General features: G+C 68.2%; 13 protein-coding genes. All 13 read left to right on the forward strand.

Features of this window, described 5'->3' with window-relative positions:
* Positions 1–26: 26 nt before the first annotated feature.
* The 13 genes from murF to lspA all read left to right on the forward strand — a co-directional run bounded on the left by murF (position 27) and on the right by lspA (position 13,010).
* Entirely contained in the window at positions 27–1,439 is a 1,413-nt protein-coding gene (gene murF / locus RWO82_RS01700; RefSeq protein WP_314422456.1) for a UDP-N-acetylmuramoyl-tripeptide--D-alanyl-D-alanine ligase, read from the forward strand.
* Positions 1,436–2,548, forward strand: coding sequence for a phospho-N-acetylmuramoyl-pentapeptide-transferase (mraY, locus tag RWO82_RS01705; RefSeq protein ID WP_314422459.1), 1,113 nt, complete (start codon positions 1,436–1,438; stop codon positions 2,546–2,548). The genes murF and mraY overlap by 4 nt, the downstream gene beginning before the upstream one ends.
* Positions 2,538–4,094, forward strand: coding sequence for a UDP-N-acetylmuramoyl-L-alanine--D-glutamate ligase (gene murD / locus RWO82_RS01710; protein ID WP_314422461.1), 1,557 nt, complete (start codon positions 2,538–2,540; stop codon positions 4,092–4,094). Before mraY ends, murD begins: the two co-directional genes overlap by 11 nt.
* Entirely contained in the window at positions 4,063–5,298 is a 1,236-nt protein-coding gene (gene ftsW / locus RWO82_RS01715; protein ID WP_314422462.1) for a putative lipid II flippase FtsW, read from the forward strand. The genes murD and ftsW overlap by 32 nt, the downstream gene beginning before the upstream one ends.
* Complete coding sequence (locus RWO82_RS01720) at positions 5,295–6,371, forward strand: UDP-N-acetylglucosamine--N-acetylmuramyl-(pentapeptide) pyrophosphoryl-undecaprenol N-acetylglucosamine transferase (protein WP_314422464.1); 1,077 nt, start codon at positions 5,295–5,297, stop codon at positions 6,369–6,371. Before ftsW ends, RWO82_RS01720 begins: the two co-directional genes overlap by 4 nt.
* Before the next feature lie 63 nt (positions 6,372–6,434).
* A complete protein-coding gene (gene murC, locus RWO82_RS01725) occupies positions 6,435–7,832 on the forward strand; it encodes a UDP-N-acetylmuramate--L-alanine ligase (protein ID WP_314422467.1) in 1,398 nt (465 codons plus the stop codon).
* 198 nt (positions 7,833–8,030) lie between these two features.
* Positions 8,031–8,774: an FtsQ-type POTRA domain-containing protein gene (locus tag RWO82_RS01730; protein ID WP_314422470.1), complete on the forward strand. Its 744-nt coding sequence runs from the start codon at positions 8,031–8,033 to the stop codon at positions 8,772–8,774.
* A 181-nt stretch (positions 8,775–8,955) separates the two neighbouring features.
* On the forward strand, positions 8,956–10,104 hold the full coding sequence (gene ftsZ, locus RWO82_RS01735) for a cell division protein FtsZ (RefSeq protein ID WP_314422472.1): 1,149 nt from the start codon (positions 8,956–8,958) through the stop codon (positions 10,102–10,104).
* Positions 10,101–10,784, forward strand: coding sequence for a YggS family pyridoxal phosphate-dependent enzyme (locus RWO82_RS01740; protein WP_314422474.1), 684 nt, complete (start codon positions 10,101–10,103; stop codon positions 10,782–10,784). Before ftsZ ends, RWO82_RS01740 begins: the two co-directional genes overlap by 4 nt.
* 43 nt (positions 10,785–10,827) lie before the next feature.
* Entirely contained in the window at positions 10,828–11,310 is a 483-nt protein-coding gene (locus RWO82_RS01745; protein ID WP_314422476.1) for a cell division protein SepF, read from the forward strand.
* 3 nt (positions 11,311–11,313) lie between these two features.
* Positions 11,314–11,610 carry a YggT family protein gene (locus RWO82_RS01750; protein ID WP_314422477.1) on the forward strand — a complete coding sequence of 99 codons (297 nt, stop codon included), beginning with the start codon at positions 11,314–11,316 and terminating at the stop codon, positions 11,608–11,610.
* Between the two features lie 154 nt (positions 11,611–11,764).
* A complete protein-coding gene (locus tag RWO82_RS01755) occupies positions 11,765–12,361 on the forward strand; it encodes a DivIVA domain-containing protein (RefSeq protein ID WP_314422479.1) in 597 nt (198 codons plus the stop codon).
* A gap of 10 nt (positions 12,362–12,371) precedes the next feature.
* Positions 12,372–13,010 (forward strand): signal peptidase II, encoded by a 639-nt coding sequence (gene lspA, locus RWO82_RS01760; protein WP_399540696.1) that lies wholly within the window; start codon positions 12,372–12,374, stop codon positions 13,008–13,010.

Genomic DNA, 13,010 nt, shown 5'->3' on the forward strand with positions numbered 1-13,010 from the left:
TCGGCGCTTCCGCGCCTGGAGACGTCATGATCGCCCTGTCGCTTGCTGAGATCGCCGCCGTCCTCGGGGGTGAACTCAGGCTCTCCGGACCCGCCACCGCCGAGACCGTCGTCGACGGCGTCGTCGACACCGATTCCCGCAAGATGTCGCCCGGGTCGATCTTCGTCGCGAAGCCCGGTGCCGAGACCGATGGTCATCACTTCGTCGGAGCGGCGCTCGACGCAGGCGCGAGCCTCGCCATCGTCGAGCACCCCGTCGACGCCGAGATCACACAGATCGTGGTCCCGGACGCCGTCGCCGCCCTGGCGGATCTCGCTCGTGAGGTGGTGGCGCGTGTGCGCGCCGGGGGCGGGCTCCGCATCGTCGGCATCACCGGATCGAACGGCAAGACGACGACCAAGAACTTCCTCGCCCGGATCCTCTCCGACGAGGGGGAGACCGTGTCGCCGATCGCCTCGTACAACAACGAGGTCGGCGCGCCGGTCACGATGCTCCGCGTCACGCACGACACGCGCTTCCTCGTCAGCGAGTTCGGTGCGGATGCTCCGGGCAGCATCGCGCGTCTCGCGGGACTCGTCGAACCGGACGTGGTGGTGGTGCTGATGGTGGGCATGGCGCATGCCGGCGGGTTCGGTGGCATCGAGGCGACGGCGAAGGCCAAGTCCGAGCTCGTCTCCGCCGCGACGCCCACAGGGACGGCTGTGCTCAACGTCGACGACTCCCGTGTCGCCGCGATGCGCGCACTCGCGGAGAGTCGGGGCATGGCGGTCGTCGGATTCGGTCAGAGCGACGCCGCCGACGTGCGCGCTCACGACCTCGAGGTCTCCGCCTCGGGGACGACCTGCGTCATCGAGAGCGAGGGCGAGCGCATCCCGCTGCGACTCCGTGTGCTCGGTGCCCATCACATCAGCAACGCTCTCGCGGCCATCGCCGCGGCCGGCGTGCTCGGAGTGCCTGCCGCCACAGCCGTCGGCCGTCTCGAGACCGTCGAGATCGCCGAGCGCTGGCGCATGCAGCCTCTCGGAAACGACCGGGTGCGCATCATCAACGACGCCTACAACGCGAGCCCGGACTCGATGGCCGCAGCACTGCGCACGCTCGCGCAGATCACCGGCCCCGAGGAGCGCACGGTGGCCGTACTCGGCGCGATGAGCGAACTCGGTGAGACGGCAGGGGAGGAGCATGACCGGATCGGGCTGCTCGCCGTGCGCCTCAACATCCAGCGCATCGTCGTGGTGGGACCCGAAGCGCGCCGGCTCTTCATCTCCGCCATCGGCGAAGGATCGTGGGACAGCGAAGCGGTCTTCTTCCCCGATCAGGACGCGGCGTTCGAGTATCTGCGCACCGAGTTGCGCGACGGTGATCGCGTGCTGGTGAAGTCCTCCAACTCCGTGGGCCTCCGGCATCTCGGCGATCGTCTGGGAGAATTGTTCTCGTGAGGTCCCTCATCATGGCGGCGGCCATATCGCTCGCCTTCACTCTCTTCCTGACACCCGTCTTCCTGCGGCTCTTCCGCAAGTGGGGCTGGGGCCAGGTCATCCGCACGCCCGAGGCGCTCGAGAATCCGAGCCACGAGGCGAAGCGCGGCACACCGACCATGGGCGGCGTGATCTTCATCGTCGGCACGATGGTCGGATACTTCACGGGAGTGTATGTGGGCGGTGGAACCCCCGCGCTCTCCGCACTGCTGGTGATGTGGCTCATGGTGGGCTTCGGCGTGGTCGGTTTCATCGATGACTACATGAAGGTGAGAAGCCAGCGGAGCCTGGGCCTGTCGGGCTGGCGGAAGATCATCGGGCAGCTCGTCGTGATGATCCCGTTCGGCATCGTCGCCCTCAACTTCCCGAACCAGTTCGATCAGACTCCCGCCTCCGGCTCGATCTCGCTGTTCCGCGACATCCCGTGGCTCAACCTGTTCGCGTTCACGGCGGTGGTGGGCTGGGCCCTGTATCTGCTGTGGATCTCCGTGATCGGCGTCGCGACGTCGAACAGCGTGAATCTCACCGACGGCCTCGACGGTCTCGCGGCCGGAGCCGGTGTCCTGGTGGTCAGCGCCTACAGCCTCATCGCCTTCTGGCAGTTCAAGCAGTCCTGCGTCGGCGAGGGCGTCGAGAAGGCCGCGATCACAGGATGCTATGAGGTGCGCGACCCCTTCAGCCTCGCGATCATCGCCGCATCCTTCGGCGCGAGCCTGATCGGTTTCCTGTGGTGGAATGCGCCGAAGGCGAAGGTCTTCATGGGCGATGTGGGCTCGATGGCGATCGGCGGTGTGATCACCGCGATGGCGATCCTCACCCGCACCGAACTGCTCCTCCTGATCATCGCGGGCGTCTTCGTCCTCGCATCGGGATCGGTGATCCTGCAACGCGCCTACTTCAAGATCACGCGGGGCAAGCGCCTCTTCCTCATGAGCCCCTTCCACCACCATCTCGAGATGCGCGGGTGGTCCGAAGTGACGATCGTGGTGCGCATGTGGATCATCGCCGGCTTGCTGGCGGTGTCCGCCGTCGGCCTGTTCTACGTCGAGTGGTTGACCCGTGTCGGCTGAGCAGCGGCCGCCCGTCGAGCCGCGGCTCGCGGGCCTGACGAGCTGGAACGCGGACTGGGCGGGTCTTCGTGTCGCCGTCCTGGGGCTGTCCATGACGGGATTCTCGGTGGCCGACACTCTCGTCGAGCTCGGCGCCGACGTCCTGGTGCTGAGCGAATCCGCTGAAGAGGAGTACGCGCGCCTGCTGCCGATCATCGGCGCCCGGCTCGAGCTCGGGTCCCTCCAGGAGGTGCCGCACGCGCTCGGCGACTTCGCCCCCGAGGTGATCATCGCCTCGCCGGGGTTCTCTCCGTCGCACCCGGTGATCCGGTGGGCTCAGGACGCGGGAATCGCGATCTGGGGCGACGTCGAGCTCGCGTGGCGGGTGCGTGACAAGATCGTCCGACCCGACGGCACGCCTGCGGACTGGGTGTTCATCACAGGGACGAACGGCAAGACCACGACCACCCAGCTCACGGCGACGCTGCTGGTCGCCGGCGGGCTGCGTGCGGCGCCGTGCGGCAACATCGGCGTCCCGGTGCTCGATGCCGTGCGCGACCCCGCCGGCTTCGATGTGCTCGTGGTCGAGCTGTCGAGTCATCAGCTGTGGTACCTCGGACTCTCCGCTCCCGAGGGGCAGCCGTACCCCTACGCCTCCGTGTGCCTGAATCTCGCAGACGATCACCTCGTCTGGCACGGCAGCGCCGCCGCCTACCGCGATGCGAAGGCGCTGGTGTACCGCAACACGCGGGTGGCATGCGTCTACAACAAGGCCGATGAGGCCACTCGTGTCATGGTCGAGGAAGCCGATGTCGTCGAGGGCGCCCGGGCGATCGGATTCGATCTCGGCACGCCGGGGCCGAGCGATCTCGGTGTCGTGGAGGGTCTGCTGGTCGATCGCGCGTTCCACGACGATCGCAGGCACAGCGCGCTCGAGCTGACCACGATCGCGGACCTGCAGGCGGCCGGGCTCGGAGCCCCGCACATCGTGCAGAACATCCTCGCGGCCAGTGCCCTGGCGCGCTCACTGGGAGTCGAACCCGAAGCGATCCATGCGGCGCTTCGCGACTTCCGTCTCGATGCGCACCGCATCCAGGTCATCGCGCGTCACGACGGCATCACCTGGATCGACGACTCCAAGGCCACGAACCCTCATGCCGCAGCCTCATCGCTGCGCGCCTACCCCGGCGCCGTGTGGGTGGTCGGCGGCGATCTCAAGGGCGTCGATCTCTCGGAACTCGTCTCGACAGCGGGCCGCACGGCGCGAGCGGCCGTGGTGATCGGAGTCGCTCGCGGCGAGGTCGTCGCGGCATTCGAGCGACACGCGCCGATGGTGCCGGTATTCCAGGTGGATGCTGGCGAGACTGGACATGTCATGAACCGTGTCGTCGAGATCGCGGCAGGGATCGTCGACGGAGAGGGCACTGTGCTTCTCGCCCCCGCCGCGGCATCCTTCGATCAGTTCTCCGGCTACGCGGATCGCGGACGCCGCTTCGCCGAAGCGGTGCAGGACTGGATAGACCGGGGGAGCGCCGATGACGCAGGTCGCACGCCCCCCGCGCTCTGAGCCCGAGGGCCAGACGCGAGGCCTCGCCGCCCGGATCTCACTCGGCCGCCGTTTCACACCGGTGTCGACCGAGTTCCTCATGATCGCCTCCGCAGCGCTCATGCTCACGATCTTCGGTCTCGTCATGGTGCTGTCCGCGACGAGCGCGACCGCCGTGTCGCGCGGCGAGAACCCGATGGACGGCGCGCTCCGTCAGGGCATCTTCGCCGTTCTCGGCATTCCGCTGATGTTCCTGATCTCGCGGGCACCCACCGCTTTCCTCAAGAGGCTGGCCTGGCCCGCTCTGTTCGGTGCGATAGCGCTCCAGCTCCTCGTCTTCACACCCCTCGGCGTCGAGGACGGCGGTAACCGCAACTGGATCAAGATCGCCGGATTCACGCTGCAGCCCTCGGAGTTCCTGAAGCTGGCGCTGGCGGTGTGGATCGGCTACGTGCTCATGCGCAAGCGCACGATGCTCGGCACCTGGCATCACGTGTTCATCCCGGTCGTGCCCGTCGGCGCCCTGGCGATCGGAACGGTGCTCGCGGGCAAGGACCTCGGTACGGCGATGGTGCTGGTGCTCGTGCTTCTCGGGTGCCTCTTCTTCTCCGGGGTCAAGCTCCGCCTATTCATCCTCCCCGTGCTGCTCGGCATCGTCGCTGTGATCGCTCTCGCCGTGACGAGCCCCGACCGCATGCGCCGCATCACCGCGACCTGCTCCGACATGTCGGCCTACACGGGCGACTGCTACCAGTCGATCCACGGCGTGTGGGGCATGGCATCGGGCGGCATCTTCGGGGTCGGCCTCGGCAACTCGCAGGAGAAGTACGGGTGGCTTCCCGCCGCCGGCAACGACTTCATCTTCGCGATCGTGGGCGAAGAGCTGGGGCTGATCGGCTGCATCGTCGTGCTCGCGCTGTTCACGCTCTTCACGGTGGGGGCGTTCCACGTCATCCGGAAGACCGACGATCCGTTCATCCGGGTCGCCGCCGGCGGCATCACGGTGTGGATCACCGGCCAGGCCGTGCTCAACATCGGCGTCGTGATCGGGGTGTTCCCCGTCATGGGCGTGCCGCTCCCGTTCATGTCGCAGGGCGGCACGGCCCTTCTCGCCGTCCTCATCGCGTGCGGCGTGCTGCTGTCGTTCGCGCGCACACTTCCCGTGGCCGAGGCGCGGACGGCTGCCAGAGCATCCTCGGCAGGGCGGGGTAAGGTCACACGGTGACCACGTACCTTCTCGCCGGCGGGGGAACCGCCGGCCATGTCAACCCCCTGCTCGCCGTCGCCGACGGACTGCGCGCGCGCACGTCCGACGACGAGGTCCTGGTGCTCGGCACGGCCGAAGGGCTGGAGTCCCGACTCGTCCCGGAACGCGGCTACGAGCTGCTCATCGTCGACAAGGTCCCGTTCCCGCGTCGTCCGAACGCGCAGGCCGCGACGTTCCCCGCACGGTTCCGGCGCGCGATCGCCCAGGTGCGTGCGCACCTGCGCGCGCACGCCGTCGACGTCGTGGTCGGGTTCGGCGGCTACGCGTCGGCTCCCGCATACGTCGCCGCACGCCGCGAGGGAGTGCCCTTCGTGGTGCATGAGGCGAATGCCAAGCCGGGCCTCGCGAACGTGCTCGGCGCTCGAGGTGCAGCCGCGACCGGCGTCGCCTTCGCGGGCACCAGACTCAGAGGCGGCGAGGTCGTCGGCATGCCCCTGCGGCGCGAGGTCATCGAGCTCGACCGTGTCGCCGCGCGCGATGAGGCGGCGGCGTACTTCGGCCTCGACGCGGCGCATCCCGTGCTGCTCGTCTTCGGTGGGTCGCTGGGCGCTCAGCGACTGAACGAGGCGATCGCCGATTCCTGGGGAGACGTCCTCGCCGCCGGATGGCAGCTGCTGCACATCACGGGCGAGCGGAGCGAGCTGGCGGATCCCGAAGTCCCGGGTTACGTCGTGCGCCGATACGTCGACCGGATGGATCTCGCGTTCGCGGTCGCGGACCTGATCGTGTCGCGCTCCGGCGCCGCGACTGTGAGCGAGATCAGTGCGCTCGGTCTTCCCGCGCTGTACGTTCCCTACTCGGTGGGCAACGGCGAGCAGCGGCTCAACGCCGCATCGGCTGTCGCCGCGGGCGCGGCCAGACTGCTCGACGATGCGACATTCGACGGCGATGCCGTGCGCCGTGCCGTCATCCCGCTGCTCGGGGATCCGGAGCGGATCGCGTCGATGGCACGGTCGGCCGAGAAGGTCGGCACCCGAAGCGGAACCGAGAACGTCATCGCACTCGTCGACCGGGCTCTCGCGTCTTCCTGACTCCGCCGTCGACCCTCCCCACGACGTCGTAACGTCCCCAGCGAAAAGTAGACTGAACCCGACATGATCAGACCAGACCTCTCCCTTCCGATTCCCGAGTCGATCACCGCGGCGCACTTCATCGGCATCGGTGGATCCGGCATGAGCGGACTCGCGAAGATGTTCCTCGACGCCGGCATCCGCGTGTCGGGCAGCGATCGTGCCGACAGCGACAATCTGCGCGCTCTCGCCGCCGCGGGGGCCACGGTTCACGTCGGACACGACGCCGCTCACCTCGGCGACGCCGACACGGTGATCCACACGGGTGCGATCTGGCCGGAGAACCCCGAGTTCGTCCTCGCGAAGCAGCGTGGCCTGCACGTGATCCATCGCTCGCAGGCGCTGCACTGGCTGATCGGCACCCGCCGTCTGGTGTCGGTCGCCGGCGCGCACGGCAAGACGACATCGACCGGAATGATCGTCACCGCGCTCCAGGCGCTGGGGGCGGATCCGAACTTCGTGAACGGCGGCGTGATCGAGCAGCTCGGGGTGTCGAGCGCCACAGGCGCGGGCGACCTGTTCGTGATCGAAGCCGACGAGTCCGACGGCACCTTCCTGCTCTACGACACCGCCGTCGCGCTCATCACGAACGTCGACCCGGATCACCTCGACCACTACGGGTCCGACGAGGCCTTCCACGATGCGTTCGTGCGATTCGCGGATGCGGCGACCGAGGCTGTGGTGATCTCGAGTGACGACGCGGGTGCGCTGCGCGTCGGCTCGGGCCTGTCGCACCCGAACGTCATCACGTTCGGCCAGGCTGAGGACGCCGACGTGCGGGTCACGGGCATCGTGACGGCGGGCCCGGTGTCCGCCACCATCACGCGGGGGACCGAGAGCGTGCGTCTGCAGCTCGCGGTGCCGGGAGCGCACAATGCGATGAATGCGGCCGGGGCTGTGGCGGTGCTGCTCGCACTCGGCCACGGGCTCGAGGAGTCCGTGCACGCGGTCGAGGGTTTCGCGGGAACGGTCCGCAGGCTCGAGCTGCACGGAACGGAACGCGGGGTCACCGTCTACGACGACTATTCCCACCACCCGACCGAGGTGCGGGCCGCGCTCGAGGCGATGCGGTCGATCGCGGGAGCGGGACGCATCATCGCGATCCAGCAGCCGCACACCTACTCGCGCACGCAGCACATGTACCAGGAGTTCGCCGACGTGCTCGAGACGTTCGCCGACCACACCGTCATGCTCGACGTGTACGGCGCCCGGGAGGATCCGGTGCCCGGGGTCACGGGTGAGCTCGTCAGCGGAGCGTTCCGCGATCCTGACAGGGTGCACTTCGTCGCCGACTGGCAGCAGGCCGCGGACTACACCGCCGCCATCGCTCGCGACGGCGATGTCGTCGTCACGCTCGGCTGCGGCAACGTCTACCAGATCATCCCGCAGGTGCTCGAGTCTCTGCGCACCGCCGAGGCCTAGACCATGCGCCGCCCACCTCCGCTTCCCGCCGCGCCCGAGGGCCCGGCGAGGGGAGGCGAGCGAGAGCGCTCGCGGAGATCGCGCGATACGCGCGCTCGTGCGACGGACGACTCCGCGGCAGCGCGCGTCACCGAGATCGACGAACGTGTGCGCCCGGAGAGTGCAGCGGGGCCCGACGGCGCCGTATCGACGTCGAGCATGGACGTGTGGCGCGCGGCGCGTGCACGCCGCAAGGCGCTGCGTGCCGAGATCCGCAGATTCACGCAGCGCTCCCGCCGCCGGCGGATCGTCTGGGCGAGCGTCATCGGCGTGATCGCCCTGCTGGTGGGAGGCAGCGCGGCAGCCGCCTACAGCCCGCTCTTCGCCGTCGACAGGGTCACTGTCGTCGGCGCCACCACGCTGGACCCCGCGGCCGTCGAGGCGGCTCTCGCGGGCCAGATCGGCACTCCGCTGGCCCTGGTCGACGCGAGCGCCGTGAAAGCCGCGCTCCTCTCGTTCCCGCTGATCGAGAGCTACTCGCTCGAGGCCAAGCCGCCGCATGACCTGACGGTGCGGATCGTCGAGCGCACGCCCGTGGGAGTCATCCGCTCCGACGCCGGGTTCACTCTCGTGGATGCCGCAGGAGTCGCGCTGTCCACGACGGCCGATCAGCCGGCTGGGCAGCCCGTGCTGGAAATCGAGGGCGGCGCAGGCTCAGACGCGTTCGAGAGTGCCGGGCTCGTCATCAGGTCGCTTCCGGCAGATGTCCGTGCCGGGCTCACGGGAGTGCGGGCCTCGACGCCCGACGACGTGACGCTCACCGTGAACTCGGGTCTGGTCGTGGTGTGGGGCAGCTCGGAGAACTCTCCGCTGAAGAGCGAGGCGCTCGCGAAGGCGCTGATCGCGAAGCCCGATGCCTCGTCGATCGACGTGACATCGCCGCACGCGGTCGTCATCGGCTGATCTTTCGACGGCAAACGGGCGACACGCCCGTGTCGCTGCGTTGGCGCGCTGGTGCGGCGCTTACCTTCGAACAAGAGAAACCAATACCGGGAAATACTTTACACCTCTAGTTGAGGTTTAAGGTTCAACCCCACGGTTTCCCCGCACACATATAACAGGCTCGATTATTCGGAGGCCGGCCATGAGCCAGAACCAGAACTACCTCGCCGTGATCAAGGTCGTCGGCGTCGGCGGTGGCGGCGTCAACGCCGTCAACCGCATGATCGAGCTCGGGCTCCGCGGAGTCGAGTTCATCGCCGTGAACACCGACGCCCAGGCGCTGCTGATGAGCGACGCCGACGTCAAGCTCGACGTCGGACGCGAACTCACCCGCGGCCTCGGCGCGGGCGCCGACCCCGAGGTCGGCCGCCGCGCGGCGGAGGACCACGCCGAGGAGATCGAGCAGGCGCTCACGGGTGCCGACATGGTGTTCGTCACCGCGGGCGAGGGCGGTGGCACCGGAACCGGTGGCGCTCCCGTGGTCGCGCGCATCGCGAAGTCGATCGGCGCTCTGACCATCGGTGTCGTCACCAAGCCGTTCTCGTTCGAGGGACGCCGCCGACAAAGCCAGGCCGAGGCCGGCGTCTCGAAGCTGAAGGAAGAGGTCGACACCCTCATCGTGGTGCCGAACGATCGTCTTCTCGAGATCAGCGACCGCGGCATCTCGATGATCGAGGCCTTCGCGACCGCCGACCAGGTGCTGCTCGCCGGTGTGCAGGGCATCACCGACCTCATCACGACTCCCGGTCTCATCAACCTCGACTTCGCCGACGTCAAGTCGGTCATGCAGGGTGCCGGATCCGCTCTCATGGGAATCGGATCGGCGCGAGGCGCCGATCGCGCGATCAAGGCGGCGGAGCTCGCCGTCGAGTCCCCGCTGCTCGAGGCGAGCATCGAAGGTGCTCATGGCGTGCTCCTGTCGATCCAGGGCGGATCCAACCTCGGTATCTTCGAGATCCACGACGCGGCCGACCTCGTCAAGGAGGCGGCGCACCCCGAGGCGAACATCATCTTCGGTACCGTCATCGACGACACCCTGGGCGACGAAGTGCGCGTGACGGTGATCGCCGCCGGCTTCGACAGCGGCGAGCCCACTCTGCGTCTCGACCCGATGGTCGTCAGCCGTCCTGCGGCGGCGACGCTGCCCGAGGTGACTCTTCCCCGCGAGGAGGAGAAGGCACCGGCGGCCGAGACTCGCGAGCCGGAGACCGTTCAGCAGCGGACGACGCAGACGAGCATCGAGCCCGCCTTCGCGGACGACGACATCGACATCCCCGAATTCCTGAAGTGAGCGAACTGGCCGCACGGCTGTCGGCGATCGATGCGCGCATCGCCGACGCCGCGCGAGCCGCGGGGCGCGATCCCGGTGAGCTGACCCGCATCGTGGTGACCAAGTTCCACCCCGCCTCCCTCGTGACCGAGCTGCACGCGCTCGGCGTGCGCGAGGTGGGGGAGAACCGCCAGCAGGAGCTCTCGGCGAAGCGCGACGAACTCGGCTCGCTCGGCGACCTGCGATGGCACTTCATCGGTCAGGCGCAGACCAACAAGGCGTCGGCGATACGTCGCAGCGCAGATGCCGTGCATTCCGTGGATCGCGAGCGGCTCGCGGACGCCCTGCATCGCGCCGCGACCGACGACGACCTCCTCGATGTACTGGTGCAGATCAATCTGACGGAGGATTCCGGCCGCGGGGGCGTCACGCCGGCTGCGGCCCCGCGTCTCGCCGAGCACATCATGGGTCTGTCGTCACTGCGCCTCCGCGGCGTGATGGCGGTCGCGCCACTCGATGAGACGCCGGAATCCGCGTTCGCACGCCTTCGGGCGGTCGCCGACGAGATCCGGCGGATCGATGCACGCGCGGACTGGATCTCCGCCGGGATGACCGGCGACTTCACCGAGGCGATCGCGGCGGGTGCGACACACCTGCGGATCGGCTCCGCAATCACGGGCCCCCGCCCCGACCGGGGTTAACCTGTGAACAGACCCGCCCGAAACGTTCGAACCGGAGGACACGATGGGTAACCCACTGAAGAAGACCATGGTGTATCTCGGACTCGCTGACGAGGAAGAGGTCTACGAGGAGGAGACGCAGGCTCCGGCCCGCGCTCAGCAGCGTGACCGTGACCGTGATCGAGACCGCGAAGAGCCGGCTCCGGCTCCCGTCACCCCGCTGCGTCGTCCCGTCGCCGTGCGTCAGCCCGCAGGAGGGGCAGTGAACGAGATTCTCACCGTGCACCCGAAGCAGTACCGCGATGCTCAGCTCATCGCCGAGAGCTTCCGTGAGGGTGTGCCGGTCATCATCAACCTGTCGCAGATGAGCGATGCGGACGCCCGCCGTCTGATCGACTTCGCGAGCGGCCTGTCGCTCGGTCTGTACGGCCGCATCGAGCGGGTCACCTCGAAGGTCTTCCTGCTGTCTCCGGAGAACATCGCGGTCTCGGGTCACGGAGGCATCGCGCACGCAGACGCCGAGTCTGCGGGCTTCGACCACTCGTAACCCGTGGGGGTCGTCGCCGTCTTCGCGAGCATCATCCACCTGATGCTCCTGCTGTATCTCCTCGTGCTCTTCGCGCGCCTGATCCTCGACTACATCCCGCTGTTCAATCGGGAGTGGCGTCCCAAGGGGGCGGGCCTGGTCGCGGCGGAAGTGGTCTACACGATCACGGATCCGCCGATCCGGTTCTTCCGACGGATCATCCCGCCGCTGCGCATCGGATCCATCTCTCTCGATTTCGGGTTCTCGATCACAATCCTCATCGTGCTGATCCTGATGAACATCGTGGGTATCTTCTTCTGATCCACCCGCGACTTCACCGCGCATGGGTGTCGCGGCGTCGCGACGATCAGACTCGGGGGCTATGCTTGGCTCCCAGGCGCGCCCCCCGGGTTCGCGCCACTTCTCGACCACGCCATTCTCGAAACTGGCAACCGAACTCATCGAAGGAGCCACCATGGCACTTACCCCGGATGACGTCGTCACCAAGCAGTTCCAGCACGTCCGCTTCAAGGACGGCTTCGACCCCGACGAGGTCGACGACTTCCTCGACGAGATCGTCATCGAGTGGCGCAAGGCCCTCGAGGAGAACGCCGAGCTGAAGGCCAAGCTGGCAGCATTCGAGTCCGGCGCGACGCCCGTCGCCGCTGCCGCTGAGGCTCCCGCCGCCGAGGCCACTCCCGCTCCTGCTCCCGCAGCGCAGGCCGAGCCGGCTCCGTCCGGCTCCGCCACGGCCACTGCAGGCATCATCGAGCTCGCTCAGCGTCTGCACGACGAGCACGTCGCAGAGGGCGAGGCCAAGCGCGCCCAGCTCATCGCCGAGGCGGAGGGCGAGGTCAACCGCATCCGCACCGAGGCCGAGGCCAAGCAGCGCGAAGAGTCGGCTCGTCTCGAGCGCGAGCGCAACACGCTCGAGGCTCGCATCACCGAGCTCCGCAACTTCGAGCGCGACTACCGCTCGCAGCTCCGCGGGTACATCGAGGGCCAGCTCCGCGATCTCGACGAGAAGTCGACGTCGACGGACTCCACCCCGGTCTCCGCGATCGGACTGTAGGTCGCCCCTTTTGCCAGGACGACCTCCCCTTCGTCGGTCGGCGGCCGGCGCGATCGTTGCGATTCTCGCAGCGGTCGTGCTGGCCGCCGATCAGTTCGTGAAGTACCTCACAGTCGAGAACCTGCCGCTGCATGAGCCGGTTCCGGTTCTCGGTGAGTTCCTTCAGCTGTACTTCGTGCGCAATCCCGGTGCGGCGTTCTCGCTCGGCGCCGATGTCACGTGGATCTTCACCATCGCGCTGGCGGTCGTCGCCGGGGTGATCGTGTGGAAGGCGTTCGGTCTCCGATCGCGCCTCTGGGCCGTGGTCCTGGGCGGCCTGCTGGGCGGCGTGCTGGGCAACCTCACCGACCGTCTGCTGCGGGAGCCAGGCTTCCCGATGGGTCACGTCGTCGACATGATCTCGATGCCGTGGATGATGCCCGCGATCTTCAACGTGGCGGACATCTTCATCGTCACCGGCATGATCTCGGTCGCCCTGCTCGTGGTCGTGGGGCTGCGGTTCGACGGAACGCGCGAGCGCGACCATGCCCCCGTCGAGAATGATGAGCAGGCCGAGGCCGCTGCCGTCGCCGATGAGCACCATCCGGCGACCGGCGAACACGGCGGTCCGAGTGCCGCCGCGGGGGCGACCGCGTCCGACGGACGTTGA

This window comes from uncultured Microbacterium sp., from assembly GCF_963521645.1.
Taxonomy (GTDB): Bacteria; Actinomycetota; Actinomycetes; order Actinomycetales; family Microbacteriaceae; genus Microbacterium.